Below are 16167 nucleotides of genomic sequence, written 5' to 3'. Positions count from 1 at the left end.
GTCATGAGGTGGTCATCCAGCGGCCGCGCAACCCCGCCAGTACCGTGATCGACACCGCCAGCAGGACCAGGCTGAGGGCGATCGCCGTCTCCGGGTCGTTCTGGAGGGCGAGGTAGACGGCCAGCGGCATGGTCTGGGTCCGGCCGGGGAAGTTGCCGGCGAACGTGATGGTCGCGCCGAACTCGCCGAGTGCCCGGGCCCACGCCAGGACCGCGCCCGCCGCGATCCCGGGGGCGATGAGCGGCAGGGTGACCCGCCGGAACGCGGTGAAGCGGGACGCCCCCAGGGTGGCCGCGGCCTCCTCGTAACGCGGGTCGGCGGCGCGGAGCGTGCCCTCCACGCTGATGACGAGGAAGGGCATCGCGACGAACGCCTCCGCCACGACCACTCCCGCCGTGGTGAACGGCAAAGTGATGCCGAACCAGGAGTCCAGCCATGTCCCGACGACTCCGTTGCGGCCCAGCGCCATCAGCAGCGCGACGCCGCCGACGACCGGTGGCAGGACGAGCGGCAGCGTGACCAGGGCCCGGACGAGCCCCCGGCCCGGGAAGTCGACGCGGGCCAGCAGCCAGGCCAGCGGGACGCCGAGCACGAGGCTCACCGCGGTCGCCGCCGTGGCGCAGACCAGCGACAGCCTGAGCGCCTGCCACACCTCGGCGCCGGTCAGCCGCGCGGACAGGCCGTGCCACGGCGTCCGTACGAGCAGCGCGATCAGCGGCAGCAGCAGGAACGACAGGCCGAGGAGCGCGGGCACCAGCAGCGGCAGCGGCACGCCCCGCACCTGCGACCGGGCGCGCCGCACCTGCGACCGGGCGCCCCGCCGCAGCGGCTCGCCAGGGAGCGGGCCGGTCGCGGCGCCGGGCGTGTCCTGCCTGGTCACGGCCGCAGGAACCCGGCGCCGGTCAGGACCTTCTGCCCTTCGGCGGACCGCACGAACGCGATGAACGCCTTGGCGGTCGCGGCGTTCCCCGCGTCCTTGAGCAGGGCGATCGGATAGTCGTTGACGGCTTCGGCCGACTCGGGGAACGGCACGCCCTCGACCTTGGCGCCCGCGGCCTTCACGTCGGTCCGGTAGACGACTGCCGCGTCCGCCTCGTTCAGAATCACCTTGTTCAGGGCGGACTTCACGTCCTGCTCGTAGGAGACCGGGGTGAGCTTCAGGTCGCTCGCGGCCAGGGCCTTCTGGGCGGCGGCGCCGCAGGGCACCGTCTTGGCGCACAGCACCACTTTCAGGCCGGGCCTGGTGAGGTCCCTCAGCGAGGAGACCTTGCCGGGGTTGCCGGGCAGGGTGGCGATCTCCAGCTGGTTGCGCACGAAGGTGGCGGGTGTACCGACCGCGTCCCCCTTGCCCGTCACGATCGCCATCGTCCTGGGGCTGGCGGCCGCGAAGACGTCGGCGGGGGCGCCGCCGGTGATGCTCGCGGCCAGGGTGTCGCTGCCGCCGAAGCTGAAGGTCACCTTGGTGCCCGGATGGGCCGTCTCGAACTCCTTGCCCAGGGTGGTGAAGCTCTCCTGCAAGGAGGCCGCGGCGAAGACGGTCACCGTCCCCGACAAATCGTCCGAGGCCGAGGAGCTTTTCGACGTGGAGGAGGGCGGGGAATCGGAGCCGGACGACGAGCAGGCACTCAGGGCCAGCAGCGCCGCGGCGCCCGCGCCGGCGACCCGCGCGGTCCGGAGGGTCCGGAGGGCCTGGATGGTCCTGCGGGTCCTGCGGGGGTACGACCGCCCGGCGCGGGCGGCCGGCGCCGGCCCGGGGACGATCCGTCGGACCGGCTCGTCGCCTTCGGCGGTCGGTCCCGCGCCGTCGACGAGACGTCGTCCGAGCGTGTCGGCGCCGACACCGCGCAAGGCGGCCGTGTGCCCGATCCGGTAGGAACGCATGCACCGAGGATAGATGCCGCAGATGCCAGGTGAAAGTCTTCCAGTGCTACGCATGTGCGGGAATCGTGCCCGTTCAGGTTGGCATGTGCGTCCGTCCTGGCCGGGCGGTCGCGCGGCCGGTTCGGCGCTCTCCCCGTGCCACAGGCCGAGGTGGCAGGATTGCGTGCCGGTGCACTGGGGACGGTCAGGGGGAGCAGGGGGGAGCACGCGATGGGTTACGGATCGGTTCACGCGCTTTTCGAGGCGCGTGCGCGGCTGACGCCGTTCGCGCCTGCCGTGGTGTGCGGCGCGGAGCGTCTCACCTACGGTGAACTCGACGGCCGGGCCAACCGGTTGGCCCGGCGGCTGCGGGACGCGCGGCTCCCGTCCGGCGCCCTGGTCGCGGTGTGCCTGGAGCCGGGCGCCGGAGCGCCGGCGGCGATGCTCGGTGTCCTCAAGGCTGGCGGGGTGTGCGTGCCGCTCGGGCCGGACATCCCGTTACCCGAGCTGCGCCACGTCCTCGCCGACGCCGACCCGTTCGCGGTGGTGACCACCGAAGCGCTGCGCGTCACGGTGTCCGACGGCAAGCGCCGCCGGATCGTGACCGTCGATCGGGAGGCCGGTGCGACGGTGGATTCGACGGCCGGCGGGCCCGTGGAACCGCTGGAGGGGAAGGCACCCCGTCTCGCGTGCGTCCTCTACACGGCCGGGACGACCGGCCCGGCCAAGGGCGCGCTGATCGGGCACAGCGCCCTGCTGAGCGCCTTCGAGGGCGCGCGGGCCGTGCACCGCCCGACGCCCGAGGACCGCCTGCTCCTCGTCGCGCCCCCGGAGTCCGCGGCCTTCACGGCGGGCTGGATCCGTACGCTCGGCTCCGGCGGCACGCTGGTGCTGCCCGCGGCGGACGGCACAACGCCGGACGCGCCGGCCGCCGTCAAGGACTTCAGGTCCGCCGCCGCGAAGGCGGCCCGGCTGGCCACCTCGGGCGGACCCGGCAGCGCCGTCGCCGCCGAGCGGGAGTCCGCCGTCGCCGCGCTGCACGCGCTGGTCCTCGCCGAGGGCGTCACCGTACTGGACTGCGACACGGCCACCGCCAGGGACCTGCACCGGTACATCCGGCGGCGCGGGCTGGACCTCGGCGCGGTCCGCCTGGTCGGCGTCACCGGCGACATCTGGTACCTGGACGAGATGCAGGGGCTGCGCAGGACGCTGGGACCGCAGGTGCGCGTGCTCAACGTCTACGGACCGGCCGAGGCCGCCGGCTGCGCGGCGTACTTCGAACTGCCCGACCGGCCCGCGACCCTCGACCGTCCCGAACGGGTGTCGCTGATCGGGAAGCCCTTCCCGGGCCTGCGCGTCCAGGTGCTCGACGCCCGCCGCCCCGCCGCACGGGGCAGGACGGGAGAGATCGCCGTCGACGGTCCCGGCGCCGCCCGCGGCTACCGGAGCGCCGAGCGGCGGTCGGGCACCGGCGGGCGGCCGCGTACGGATGGGCCGCGTGCCGGCGGGCCGCTGCGCACCGGTGACCTCGGCCGGGTGGGGGACGACGGCCGGCTGGAATACCTCGGCCGCAAGGGCGCGCACGCCGACGCCGAGGCGGTGCTGCGCGGCCACCCGTCGGTCGAGGAGTGCGCCGTCGCCGAGATCGGGACCGACGCGGGCCGCACGTCCCTCGCCGCCTACGTCGTCCTGGCCGACGGCGCGCGGTCCGATCCGGCCGGTATACGGTCCTACGCCTCGGCCCGGCTGCCTTCCGGACGGGCCCCGCGCACCGTCGTCCCGCTCGCGTCCCTGCCGCGCACCAGGGCCGGCCGGATCGACCGGCGCGGCCTGCCGCAGCCGGCACGGCCGCCGGGAGCCGGAACGACCGCCGGCGGCAAGGGCGGATCGGGGTCCGGCCCCGGTGACGCGACGGGCTGCGCGGCACTGGCGGCGGGCGTCGTGGCGGCGTTCCTGTCCGCCGTGTTCACCGACGTCCTGTGGCCCCACTCGACCGACCTCACCGGCGTGCCCCAGCCGGAGGCACTGCTGTTCTTCGGGCTCTACGTGTGCGAGTGGCTGTCCTTCGGGCTGGGCGTCGCGTTCCTCTTCCACGGACGGCACATGATCGCCCGTCAGGAACGTTCCCCCCGCTTCACCACCGCCGCGCACCTGTCGGTGGTCTGGCTGCTGGCCGCCTGGTGGCCGCAGGACAACTTCTACCGGCTCGCGCGCAAGACGGACTGGCCGCGCCAGGCCGCCCTGGTCTACGGCTTCAACGTCACCCTCATGATCGCCGCCGCGGTACTGGTGGTGTTCTTCGCCGCGCGCCCGCGAGAACGTACCTGAGACCCCGGGGCCCGGCCGGCGCCGGCGGCGTGGCATCGGCCACGCCCGCCGGCCCGTCCGCGAACATCGCTCCCAGCGAGCGGTTGGCGGCGGCCACCGCCTCCTGCGCCGCGTCCAGCGCCCCGGGGGAGCGGGCGGCGAGCGCCACCCCCACGTACGGGTGCGGCTCGAAGCTCGCCGTCGGCACGGTCGGCAGCAGCGTCACGCCGAGCGCACGGCACTCCCGCGCCACCCGGTCCAGGTGCTCGAACAGCGCCGCGGAAGGCAGCCGCGCGCCCAGCGGCAGGCAGTCCAGGGTCCGTACGCAGAACGAACCGCCGTGGACCTCGGCGAGCCTGGCCTGGATCACGAAGGCCACCGCCGGGCCGGTGAGCCGGAGGTTGATCTCGGTGGGGCACAGCCGTCCGGCCCGGTCCGTGACGAAGTCGACGTCGTACCAGCCGCGGTAGCCGTCGGCGGCCAGGGCGCCGCCCACGGCCGAGCCGAAGCGGGCGGCGGTCTCCGCGAGCGTGTCGGGCAGGACCGCGGGACCGACGGTGACGCCCCGGTAGCCGGTGCCCTCGATGTCCATGACGCCGGCCCCGACGGGGTGGACACGGCCGTCGGCGGCCACGACGGCGTCGAAGGTCGGGTGGCGCGGCGGCGCGGGGCCGTCCCCGTACTCCGCCGCGTACGCGTCCGCGTACTCCACCACGTACTCCTGCGCGTACTCCGCCACGTACTCCTCTACGTAGTCCTCGACCAGTACGCCGCCGCCGGGGGGCAGCCGGCCGGCCAGCGCGCGGGCCTCGCGCGCCGAGCCGACCTGACCGGGGGTGACCACGAGGGTGCCGGAGCCGCCGACGCCGTACTCCGTCTTCACCACGCTCGTCCTGCCCGCGGCCGCGCGGGTGGCCAGCACGCGTGCGAGGGCGCGGCGGGAGGCGACCGGGTGCTGGGCCGGGACCGCGACGCCGGGATGGTCGGGGGCGAGCGCCTCGAAGAGGGCGTGCGCGGCGGCCTTGGACTCGTAGCGGTGGACGGCGCGCAGCGTTTCGGCGTCCTGGCCGCCTCGCGGGCCCACGGCCGCGGCGATCCGGGCGGACCGCGCCGTGCGCCCCCAGGGGATCACCGGCAGGCCGGCCGCCGTGATGCGTTCGAGCAGCACCGGGTCGGCGAGAACCGCCTCGGACAGCCCCGCGTCGCCCGCGAAGCCGCCGTACACCTCGACGTCCGCCCAGCCGAGCGGCCCCGCCAGCATCCGCATCCACGCCGGATCGACGTGCCGGGGCAGGACGACGGCCTTCGGGTGCGGGCCGGCGAACGCCGCCAGGCACGCGTAGTGGTCGCCGCCGCGCAGCAGCGCGGCGCCGCCGGGGAACTGGGCGTTGAACTCGCCGACGTTGCCGAGGTGTACGGTGCGCCGGCCGGCGGTCCACGCGCGGACCCAGGCGGGGGGCCGTGCCGGGCGGGGCCAGGCGGCGAGCGGCACCAGTCCGAGGCCGGCGATCGGCCCGGACGCGGCGGTGTCCGTCCGCTCCGCGCCCATGGCCAGGTAGAACGGCTCGGCGTGCGGATCGGAGGCGATCGCCAGCCGGGTGAAGCCCAGCCGGCCCGCCTCGGCCAGCACGTGCTCGTACAGCAGCCGCCCCACGCCCCGCCCGACAGCGGCCGGTTCCACGAACAGCATCCCCAACTCGCCGCCGGGCGGGTTGCCTTCGAGGGTGGCGAACCCCACGAGGCGCCGTACGTCACGCGACCGTGCTGCGGCGTCGGTGTCCCGCGCGCGCTCCTCGGCGACCACGGTCCTGCGGGCCGCCACCTCGCCCGGCCGCAGCCGCAACTGCGCCTCACAGGCGGCCAGGAACCGCGCGTCGTAGCCCCAATGCCCCTTCGACCGCAGCGCCAGCCCGCTCAGCGCCTGCGCCTCGTCCTCCCGCCCGGCCCTCAACCACAGCGCCCCGCCCATGGGCCCGACCCCCACCGGGCGTCCCGGCTCGCTCCCCATACCCAGATCCTGCCACGAGCGCACCGGCGCCCCGGCGCCCCGGCGCCCCGGCGCCCCGGCGCACCAGCGACCACCCAGCCCGGCGCTCAGCGCGATTCACGGGTCGGGTCGCCCGGCGTCGCGAGTGCCGCGGCGGCAGCGGAAACCACTGGATCCCCGGTGGCTCAGCCGTCGCCGCCCGCCCCGCCCCGGGCGGGGGGCGCGGTGGCCCGGGTGACGCGTCCGGAGGCGGCCAGGAGGGCGATCAGGGCGAGGAGCAGCAGCAGGACCAGGAGCAGGAAGAAGATCGTCAGGGCGGTGGGATGGTTCCAGAACGCGAAGGCCGCCGCGATGACGAGGACGGCGCCGAGGGTGATCCACCGTCGGTGGCGATCGGTCCAGACGCCGGCGCGGCCGGTACGGACCTGGTGGCGGTAGGCCCACCCGGCGACGGAGTCCGAAGCGCGTTCCGAGGCGGTGCGGACGGCTACGGGCAGGCGCCCCGGGCCGACCAGGTAGGCCCCGAGAGCGAGGACGATTCCGAGGACGATCGCGGTGACGAGGCTGACCCGCAGGAAGCGGATCAAAGTGTCGTAGACGGCCCCCGCCGCGTCCCGCGACTGCACGGTGGCGGGGAGGTGGTCGAGGTAGTAGGTGCGGAAGGCGGCGAGGACGATGACGACGACGAGGGACGCGAAGGCCGCGCCGAGGGCTGCCCGGGCCAGGGCCCGGCGGCGCCGGTGGGCGAGCAGCACCCCGGCCGCGCCGACCACGACGGTGAGCGGGGGCAGCCAGTTGCCCAGGACGTCGAGTACGTGGGCGAGCTTGCGGATCTTGCCCAACTGGTCGGAGTCCAGCAGCACGAGCCGCTTGTCGCTCGACGGGATGGCGGCGGCCACCTGCAGGCCCTCGGCCTCCAGGGTCTTCTTGAGTTCGTCGACCGCCGTGCCGACGTCGAGGGTGACCGTGCCGTCGCTGACGCTGACCGCGCCTCGGCCTTCACCGGTCAGGGCGTGCACGACCGCCTGGTGGGCGGTGCGGTTGGCATTCTCCCAGGTGGTGGCGAAACGCTCACTGCGCACGACCTTGGTCGCGGCCTTGTGGACCGCGTCGTCCACGGCCGAGTCGAGCTGCGGGCCGAGCCCCTTCACCGCCTGAGCGGCCTTGGGCGGCAGGCCCTGGGACTGCAGCCAGGCCGCGAGCTGGGCGGTGGCCTCCGACCCGTTGACACGTACGTCGACGGCCTTGGTGGCGCGGGCCACCGCCGCGTCCTGCACGGCGCGGTTCCTCGCCAGGGGAGCGACCGTGGACACGTAGCGGTCGGTGTCGAGCACAAGGTCGTGGACCCACACGGCGAGCAGGGTCAGGGGCACCAGGACGCAGGTCAGCACGATGAGTACGGCCGAGGACGTGCTGCGCGCGACTCTCCCGGCCGCCGCACCCCGCCCTCTCGCACCTCCCGGGGGCCCGGGGGCGGCGGCAGGCGGTGCCGGGCTGCTCATGATCGCTCCTGCCCTGGGAAAGATCTCCTCTCCATTGGGGCGGACGGACCGGCGCACGGCACACCGGGACGGGCCGTACGGGCGAGCCCGGGAACCCGCGCGGCCCAGCGGCGTACCCCCTCGTTCCGCGCCCTCGCCCCGCCACCCGCCCGCGCGAGCACGCCTCTGGGCACCCCGATGACCTGCGGCACCCGGCCCCTGCCCACCAGGCCCGGGGCCGGCGTCGACCGGACCGAAGTCACCCGGCGCGATGATGAGAAGTCCCTGACCATGAAGACGAAGCTCCTGGTAGGCGGCGTTGCCGCCCGGCAGCCGGTGAGGTCGCGGGGACGACAGGTAAGCCGCAGGCACAGCGGTGGGTTGAGATCCGGGAGGGTGCGGCAACGGGCTGTGAGTGCAGCCGTGCTTGCACGGGCCGCCGCGGCCGGGGAACAGGCGTGGCAGGGGCGTCAGCTCGTCCGGCGTGGCGGGTGCCGTTGGTTATTCGCCGTGGTAGAGGCGGTTGAGGGCGATGAGGTGGATGGTGGGGTCGTGGGCGGCGGCCATGCGAAGGTCGTCGGTGAAGCCTGCGCCGCTGAAGCACATGAGGCGGGTGTGACCGGTGGCTGTGCCGCGGGTACTCAGTAGTTCGCGGATGTGCTGGAGGCGTTGGAGGTGGCTGACTCCCATGGTGTCGTTCCATTTGGCTTCGCCGATGGCGAGCAGTGTTTCGCGGTCGGGGTAGGCGTCGTCGAGGCCGTGGACGGCGACGTCGACTTCGTGGCTGGTCTTGGCCATGGGGTCGTTGATGGTGCCGGCGGCGACGCGCGTGGGGTGGCCTCCGTACGTGTCGGGGGCGGCGTGCCAGCGGGCCCATTGGCGGCAGAGGGTTTCGAAGTGGGGGCCGAGGACTTTGCTGCGGAAGGTGGGTTGGGCCCTCTGCCAGACGGTGGGGGCGCGGCCTGGGCGCTCCAGGTCGCCCCAGTGGGGGCGCATGACGGAGTGGTAGAAGGTGACGAGGGGTTCGGCGATGCGGTAGGCGGAGCGGTTGCGGCGGAAGGCGTCGGGTTCGTGGCGGATGAGGCCGACGTCTTCGAGGACGTGGAGGGGGTGGGCGAGGTCGGTGGATTTGCGGCCGAGGTAGTCGGCGATGCCGCCGCGTGCGTTGTTGCCGGTGGCGATGGCGGCGAGTACGGAGTGGTAGAGGGCGGTGTCGTGGAGTTCGGGTTCTTCGGCGAGGAGGTAGCGGGCTTCGCGGAAGAGGGGGCGGGCGGGGTTGAGGACGGCGCGGGTGACCCAGTCGTCGAAATCGTCGGGGCCGGTGGGGGTGTCTCCTTGGGTGAATTCGCGGCGGTAGGCGGGGGTGCCGCCGACGATGGCGTGGGTGAGGGCGGCGGTGCGGGGGTCGGTGATGTCCCAGAACTGGGCTGCGAGCCGGTAGTCAAGGGTGGGGACGATGAGTTCGAGTCCGGCTCGGCCTCGTAGGGGGGCGTTGCCGGCCAGCAGGCCGCCCATGAAGGACAGGGCGGATCCGCAGAGCAGGAGTCGTACGGGGGTGTGGTGGCGGCGGGCGGTGGGGTCCAGGGCGCGCTGGATGACGGATGGCAGGGCGGGCGAGGCTTTGGCGAGGAAGGGGAACTCGTCGATGACGGCGACGGTGGGGCCGTCGGTGGCGATCCGCAGGAGGCGGGAGATCGCCTCGTCCCAGGAGGCGAACCGGAACGGTACCGGCTCGTTGAGATGGGCGGCGAGGGCTTCGCCGAACTGGCGCAGGGCGTCCGTTTCGGTGGTTTCCGTGGCGGTGAACATGAAGCCGCCGGTGGCGCGGGTGATCGCGTCGAGGAGGAAGGTCTTGCCCTGGCGGCGCCGCCCCGAGACGACGCCGAGGGTCGCCTCGGGGCCGGGGTACTCCGCGAACCGGGTGAGCTCGGCCCACTCGAAGTCGCGGTCGAACATCTCGGCGGGCTTGGCGGCCGGCATCAGACACTCCTCATTATGGATAGCTCCACCTATTATAACTCCTCTTATCCATGGACGAGCCTGGAAGCACCCGTGAAGTGCAGCAGCCGTGGACTGTTTCTCCCTTGAGCCAGTGCCTCACGGCGACTGCGCAGAAGGGAGAAGGCCATGCTGCTCGACACTCCCGGTCCGCCGGAGGACGCGGCTCTGCACCGCGCGCTGCGCTCGTGGGCGTTCGTCGTGCCGGGTCCTGCGGAGCGTGACCTGCCTCACGAGGCCCGTGAGGTGCCGTGGGTGGCTGCCGCGTCCCGTCCGGCGGTGGAGACCGTGTGCCGGAAACGGAAGGTCGGAGACTCGGCCCACGGCCGGCAAGGCGTGGACCGACGCCGGCGGGGCTCACGACCGGCGGGGCCTGAAGCAACGGGAGAAGGGTGAGGTGCGCGTCGTGCCGATCCCTCCGCCGCTCGTTCGGCTACTCCGGGAGCACGTCGAGGAGTTCGGCCTGGCCGACGACGAACGGCTGTTCCGGAGCGAGTACGGCAACGTCATTGTCGCGTCGTCGTACTCCCGGGTGTCGAAGCGGGCCCGGGAGCTGGCTCTCCTGCCCGGCCAGGTCGCCTCGCTGATGGCGGCCCGGCCCTACGACCTGCGGCACGCGGGCGTCTCCCAGTGGCTCAACTCGGGAGTGCCCGCCCCCGAGGTTGCTGCCCGCGCCGGCCACTCCGTGGACGTGCTGCTCAAGATCTATGCCAAGTCCATCGACGGCCAGGAAACGGAGATGAACGAGAGGATCATGCGCGGGTTGGGGGAGGCGTAGACCAAGACACTCGGGTACAGATGCTGCTACACGGCTGATGGGAGCCCCGGAGCGATCCGGGGCTCACCCTTGCGTCCCGAGAGGGACAGGACTTTCAGCTCGGCGTGTCCCCGCTGGTGGTTCGGGCATCTTGGCAGAACTGAGTCCAGGTATGAACAAAGTCCGCCTCACCGGACTGCATGCCGCTCAGGGTGAAGAAGATGCCGGACGGCGAGCCGTCCGCCCCATCCCATCCTGCGCAAAGGATCTTGTCGGAGAACCGCGAAGGGCCGACGTACTTGATCGTGGTTAGCGGTACACCGATGATCTTCATCTCGTCATCGATGGGTTTGCCTCTCACGTAGCCTCGCACGGCGTAGATGAAGTGCGTGTCGGTCAAGAAGGCGTGGCCCTTGGCGCTGTGAGTGGCGGCGACAGGACTATCGGGGAACGTGAGGTCGATGTCCGCCGCTGCTACTCGTCGAGAGGGAACGGGCGTGATGACGCCTTGCTGTATCCAGTCGGAGAAGATCGACCATCGCAACGATTCTTGGATCAGCGGACCTTCCAGGCCGCGCTGTCTGAGACGAGCTTCGTAGTCATCCAAGAGTTGCGCTGGTCGTGAGTCCTGGCGCGCCCTGTGAAAAAGCCCCATAGTCGGATTACAGCACCGGATCGGACCCTTGGTCAGTCGAATCGAGCCAGAGCTTGCGTCTCCGCCTGTTGTCTGGGTGGAGTGTCTCGGGCTCGGACGATGAGGCCGTACATGAGGACGATGACCTGCGCAAAGTCGTCCAAGATCATTACGTCGTCATTACGTGATCACTGGCAAACCGCTCCCTCCGGCCGCCCCCGCCTGCACACGTGCAAAGACCCCGCACTCAGCGTTCTGGCTGGTGGCGGGGTCTTTCGGCACCTACTGCGAGGTGCCCCCGGCAGGATTCGAACCTGCGCACACGGCTCCGGAGGCCGTCACCCGTTTGCGCGTTACCGCAGGTCAGCGGCTTACCTGACGGTTTGTCAGGCGTTCTGCGCCACAAATACGCCACTGGCTCCGGTCTCGGTTCTGATGGCCTGTCAGGCCGGTCTGGGCGATCCGTCTGCTGTTATTTGTACCCGCTCGGCGCCCTGGTAGTCACCGCATGGCAGGGGGCGTGAAGGAGCACTCGGGGGGGCGTGCGCGAGAGTGATCACACTGTGTGATGGCAAGCCGAACCGAGAGGCGGATCCTGTGACGACCGCCACCGGTCAATCAGGGGTGGTGCGAGTGCGCTCGAACCGGGGGATGTCCGCGTCGTTTGTGCGGGCAGTGATGCCTTTGCCGATCACGGAGGAGGCAGGCATGGACACCGACGGATCACATGAAGACCACGCTGCGGACGACCTCGCACCCGAGGCGGACGAAAGCCGGACACAGCCGCAACACAATGCCGTGGAGCAGGGGCGGGACGCCATGGTCGCGGAGCTGGCCGGGGAGTTCGGTGCGGAGCTGGTGCGGGCTGTTCGGGCGGGTCTGGCCCGGCAGGACAGCCCCGGCTACGGGGTGCGGGGGCCGTCGCGGCTGAGCTGGTACGACTTCGCCACGGAATACGCGCGGGCGCTCTGGCCCGGACGAGCGGCCAAGACCCGGGACGAGGTCAGCGACGCGCTGACCGCGATCACCCTGGCGATGTGCTCGACCATCCCCGGCCGGCCGAAGGAGCAGGTGCTGCGTCGCGCGCTGCGGCACTGGGCGTTCGTGGTGCCGAAGGCGGGCGGGCCGGAAATGCCGGCGGAGGACCGGCTGGTGCTGGGCTGGGTGGCCAAGGCGTCCCGGCCGCTGGTCGACCTGCACGATCCCGTCCTGGCGCGGGAGGTGCTGGAGTCGCTGCGGCGCCGGATCGACGGTGGTGAGGCGTCGGTGGCCACGATGCGCCGCAAACGCAAAGTGCTGGTGCACGCCCTGCACTACGCCATGGAGCGCGGCGAGCTGGGCAGCCATCCGCTGACGCGGGTGCGCTGGCGGATCCCCAAGCCCGCGGTGGCGGTGGATCCGCGGGTGGTGGCCAACCCGCACCAGGCGCGGGATCTGCTGGCGGCCGTCTCCTACGTCGGCGGCTACAACCGGGCCCGTGGACGGAGGCTGGTCGGGCTGTTCGCGGGCATGTACTACGCGGGGCTTCGTCCGGAGGAGGCGATCGCCGTTGCTTTGCCGGACTGCCGCCTGCCCAGATCCGGGTGGGGGCGGTTGGTGGCGCACCGTACTTTGCCGCAGGCGGGCAAGCGTTGGACCGACACCGGCGACTATCACGACGAGCGCGGGCTGAAGAACCGCCCGCCGGGAGACACCCGGGTGGTGCCGCTGCCACCGCACCTGGTGGCCCTGTGGCGCGACCACGTCACCACGTTCGGCACCGCCGATGACGGGCGGCTGTTCTTCAGCGAACATGGCGGCATCATCAGCTACACCACCTACCACCGCGTCTGGCACGAGGCGAGAGATCTCGCCCTGTCACCCGCCCTCACCCCCACCCCGCTGGCCAAACGCCCCTACGACCTGCGGCACTCGGCCCTGTCCACCTGGCTGTGCGCCGGGGCAGACCCCGCCGAGGTCGCCCAGCGCGCCGGCAACAGCGTCGAGGTCCTGCTGTCCCGCTACGCCAAGTGCCTGTACGACCGCCAGTCCCTCAACAACCACCGCATCGAAGACCTGCTGCGCTCCTACGACCAGCCGCCCCAGAAGCCCGGCACCGAGGAATCGGGGAGTCCCGGGGGAGAGGCATGACGAAGGCCGGGTTCCGTGCGCCATGGTCTCGTCCTCGCCTGCGCGGTTGAAGGGCGAGCGGTGGCGCGCCGTCTGGGCCTGACGCGGTCGGTGCCGTGACATCGCTCCGCGTTCCGGGGGCTGCGCGCGGGTACCGGGGAAGGGCTACCGGCCCCGCGCGCAGCCCGCTGGAATTCCCGCAGCGGCTGCGCGGGCAAGCGGGCAACACGGGTGGCGATGGCGTCCTTCGTTGCGACGGTGACCGGCGGACCGCAGGTTCCTGAACAGGGGTCAGGACTTTGGCGAGAACGCATGCCCAGCCTGTGGCTCCGCACCGTTGCTGTGTACTGAGAGAGATGGATGCAGGCGGGCTCCTTTGGCAGGGGAGGGCTGTGGTGGTGGTGTGCATTCCATGATGCTCAAGAAACGCGTTTTGCCTGACGGTATTTTCTGTGTTACCGACGGCTCGCCTGAGCAGTGTTCCCCGATCCTTGTGCCGCTGTACCCGGTCCGCCTGCACAACCGGTCTCGCGCATCCGGGCCGTCGGTGTCTGTGCGGGGGATGAGACGGTCCGTTGTCCGCCGTCGATGTCAGTCCGCAGCTCCATGCCGGTGCTCGCCTTACTGTGTGCGCTGGGGGCCGGAGAGTAGGCCCGACGCGCGTGCTCGGATCTCCCCTGCGCTGCTCGGGTGTCATCTGCCTTCTGGGGACGGTCCGGGGTCCGGTGGCCGTGGTGGTGGCTGGTCGCCGGCGGGGGGTGGGGGGTCGGGGTGTGGCGGCGGGGACTGGGTCAGGTCGTGCTGCCAGGCGGCGAAGACATGGCGGATGGCGTCTGCTTCGGCGGGGGTGAGGTGGTATGCGGCGAATTGCTTGTCGGTGAAGCGCTGGACGCGGGCGAGGGAGTCGGCGAACACACGCGCGTCGCTCGGAAACGTTCATCGCCGGTGCCAGCGGGACGGAGCAGTACGACCAGCCGTTCGCCCCCGCGCCGGACACCCTCGCGTCGACCAGCGAGGCGTTCTCGCAGCTCGCCGGCTCGGTCACGCCGATGAAGCTGACCGGAGGCGGCACCGGCACCGAGCTCGTCGGCCTGCCCCGGGACTGGGCGGCAGGGGATCTGAACGAGTCCACCGCCACGTTCAGCGCGAATATGGTCGCGCCCGACGTCGTTCTGCACGGCGTGACTGTCCAGCGGATTACCGGCACTCCCGAACCGGCCGCAACGCCGGCGCCCGGGGCCGCTTCCAAGCAGACTCTGTAGTCCGCGAGTTCGGCCAAAGGGGCGGCAGCTCCGATCAAGGACCCGCCGCTGCCGATGGGCGCCGCCACTCCGCCGCTGAAGATCCACTCTTGGCTGCAGGCCACCCCGGACACCACGACCGAGACGACCCGCGGGTACGGCCCGCAGCAGATCCAGGCACGGCTCGGGCTGACGGGTGACGGCAGGGGCCAGCCAATTGCGATCGTGGATGCCTACCGCTACCCGAAGGCCGAGTCCGACCTGAACCATTTCGCTGGCCACTTCGGGCTGCCGCAGACACCTGCGGCAGCCCGAAGTGGCCAGCACGGACTGCTTCGACTTCCAGCAAGTCTATGTCGACGGAAACCGGCCGCTGGCGAACGCCAACTGGGCGGCCAGCAGCGGGGTCGGGTCTTGCGGCATGACGTCCCGGTGGAGCGGGGGCGGGGGTGGTGCAGGTGGCGGGGGAGTTCAAACCCAGCCTCCGCCATCCGGCGGGGCGCGATCTGAGCCAGCTATGCACGGCGAGCCGGCAGGTGCGGAGCTCGATGACATGGTGCGGAACGTCGCAGGTGGTGGCATAAGTAAACCAACGTGAAGTCTCTGACGAACAGCCGATTTATCCGATCTCATCTGGTTACTTACTAGATTTCAGTCACCTGGCTGATTACCCCATTCGAGTGGGTGAAAATTACACAAATTAGGTCGGAGAATGAGCCAGCAAGGCCGAAAAGCTCTGTCGAATAAATTCGACAATCGAGCCTTGTGTGGCACTGGAACATGCCTGTCGAATAATTTCGACAGCGGAGCATTGTGGGCGGGTTGACAGGTGCACCGGTGCTACCTAGTGTTGAAGTAATCGAGGTGCTTCGCGTGTGAGAGATCATGGGATACCGCGAGGCGCACCCAGTTGGGGGGAACTTGCAGCAAATTGATTCGATCGTCGATTCCATGCTGTCCCGACTCACATTAGACGAGAAGATGTAAACATTCACTGCGATCGCGGGGTGTGACGGTTTCGGGTGTGCGGTGACGGCCGGTGACCGTGAGGGTCGTCGGCTGGCGGGGCGGGGTGTTCAGCTGGGGGCAGTGGCTGCGGGTGGCAGCCAGATTGTGCCGGTGAAGGCGTCGCGGAGCACGGTCATGGCGTCGATGAGGTGTTTGCTCGCGGTGGAGAGGACGCCGCGGATGAGGTAGCGGTCCTTGGTGCGGTCTTCGTTGGGCAGGCGGCCGGAGATCTTCTCCTGGATCTTGGCGGGGCGTAGATCGCGTTCGGCCTGGTTCGAGGTCGGTGGGATGCTCAGGTCGGTCGTGAAGCGCAGGAAGTCCGCTTCGCGTTCCTTGAACGCTTCCAGCAGGAGGCGGGACTTGCGGGCTCCGGGCCGGGTGTCGTCCAGGTCGGCGGTGTGGCTCAGGCCGATCGCCCGGGCCGAGCGCAGGCCCTGAAGGCAGTCCTCGAGCAGCCGCGGGGAAAGCTTCGTCTCGCCGCGGTGGCGGGCGAGGCTGGCGCGGTGGATCAGCTCGCGTATCTCGGCGGCGAGCTGGAGGGGCCAGACCTGCTCGGGATACAGCTCGGCCGCTGCGGTCAGGTCACGCAGGACGTGGCTCAGGCACAGCTGGTGGGTGAGGGCGCCCAGTTCGGTGCTGTCGTAGGTGACGTAACGGTCGTGGACGACGACCGCGCCGTCGGCGAGTTCGGGGAAGACGAACTCCTTGAATGTCTCCAGGGACCGGTCGCCCAGGAGATAATGGGTGTACAGCTCGGTGCAGGCGACCAGAAGGTAGCCCTTGGC

Annotated in this window: 10 protein-coding genes, 1 tRNA gene and 1 pseudogene; 4 read left to right on the top strand and 8 right to left on the bottom strand. The window is 71.4% G+C overall.

Annotated features, from left to right (window positions below; all coding sequences use genetic code 11):
• Position 1: 1 nt before the first annotated feature.
• Both modB and modA read right to left on the bottom strand, forming a co-directional pair.
• Positions 2 to 880: a molybdate ABC transporter permease subunit gene (modB, locus tag K7G61_RS34250; RefSeq protein WP_374204336.1), complete on the bottom strand. Its 879-nt coding sequence runs from the start codon at positions 878 to 880 to the stop codon at positions 2 to 4.
• On the bottom strand, positions 877 to 1881 hold the full coding sequence (modA, locus tag K7G61_RS34245; RefSeq protein ID WP_225851054.1) for a molybdate ABC transporter substrate-binding protein: 1005 nt from the start codon (positions 1879 to 1881) through the stop codon (positions 877 to 879). Before modA ends, modB begins: the two co-directional genes overlap by 4 nt.
• Before the next feature lie 210 nt (positions 1882 to 2091).
• Between modA and K7G61_RS34240 the strand changes: the two genes are divergently transcribed.
• Positions 2092 to 4188 (top strand): AMP-binding protein, encoded by a 2097-nt coding sequence (locus tag K7G61_RS34240; RefSeq protein ID WP_225851053.1) that lies wholly within the window; start codon positions 2092 to 2094, stop codon positions 4186 to 4188.
• A 1471-nt stretch (positions 4189 to 5659) separates the two neighbouring features.
• On the opposite strand, the pseudogene K7G61_RS34235 reads toward K7G61_RS34240, so the two are convergent.
• From K7G61_RS34235 to K7G61_RS34225, 3 genes and pseudogenes are all read right to left on the bottom strand, one after another.
• Positions 5660 to 6136, bottom strand: a pseudogene (locus tag K7G61_RS34235) (GNAT family N-acetyltransferase); the annotation flags it as partial.
• A 203-nt stretch (positions 6137 to 6339) separates the two neighbouring features.
• A complete protein-coding gene (locus tag K7G61_RS34230) occupies positions 6340 to 7656 on the bottom strand; it encodes a hypothetical protein (protein WP_225851052.1) in 1317 nt (438 codons plus the stop codon).
• 480 nt (positions 7657 to 8136) lie between these two features.
• Positions 8137 to 9615 carry an ATP-binding protein gene (locus K7G61_RS34225; RefSeq protein ID WP_225851051.1) on the bottom strand — a complete coding sequence of 493 codons (1479 nt, stop codon included), beginning with the start codon at positions 9613 to 9615 and terminating at the stop codon, positions 8137 to 8139.
• Between the two features lie 424 nt (positions 9616 to 10039).
• Between K7G61_RS34225 and K7G61_RS34220 the strand changes: the two genes are divergently transcribed.
• Entirely contained in the window at positions 10040 to 10411 is a 372-nt protein-coding gene (locus tag K7G61_RS34220; protein ID WP_374204335.1) for a hypothetical protein, read from the top strand.
• Positions 10412 to 10505: 94 nt separating this feature from the next.
• On the opposite strand, the gene K7G61_RS34215 is transcribed toward K7G61_RS34220, so the two are convergent.
• The gene (locus K7G61_RS34215) at positions 10506 to 10997 is read right to left on the bottom strand and encodes a hypothetical protein (protein ID WP_225851050.1); all 492 of its coding nucleotides are present in this window, start codon (positions 10995 to 10997) and stop codon (positions 10506 to 10508) included.
• Positions 10998 to 11317: 320 nt separating this feature from the next.
• Positions 11318 to 11395: transfer RNA gene (locus K7G61_RS34210), tRNA-Arg, on the bottom strand.
• A gap of 337 nt (positions 11396 to 11732) precedes the next feature.
• Between K7G61_RS34210 and K7G61_RS36745 the strand changes: the two genes are divergently transcribed.
• Together K7G61_RS36745 and K7G61_RS34200 are read left to right on the top strand one after the other, a co-directional pair.
• The gene (locus tag K7G61_RS36745; protein ID WP_263985201.1) at positions 11733 to 13154 is read left to right on the top strand and encodes a site-specific integrase; all 1422 of its coding nucleotides are present in this window, start codon (positions 11733 to 11735) and stop codon (positions 13152 to 13154) included.
• Between the two features lie 1028 nt (positions 13155 to 14182).
• Positions 14183 to 14395 carry a hypothetical protein gene (locus K7G61_RS34200; RefSeq protein ID WP_225851049.1) on the top strand — a complete coding sequence of 71 codons (213 nt, stop codon included), beginning with the start codon at positions 14183 to 14185 and terminating at the stop codon, positions 14393 to 14395.
• A gap of 1055 nt (positions 14396 to 15450) precedes the next feature.
• On the opposite strand, the gene K7G61_RS34195 is transcribed toward K7G61_RS34200, so the two are convergent.
• Positions 15451 to 16167, bottom strand: a 717-nt coding sequence (locus tag K7G61_RS34195) for a transposase (protein WP_225851048.1), incomplete at its 5' end; no start/stop codon positions are given.

Source organism: Streptomyces sp. HPF1205 (assembly GCF_020400825.1).
Taxonomy (GTDB): Bacteria; Actinomycetota; Actinomycetes; order Streptomycetales; family Streptomycetaceae; genus Actinacidiphila.
Note: the sequence above shows the minus strand (reverse complement) of the source record. Positions and strands in the feature narration are given on the sequence as shown.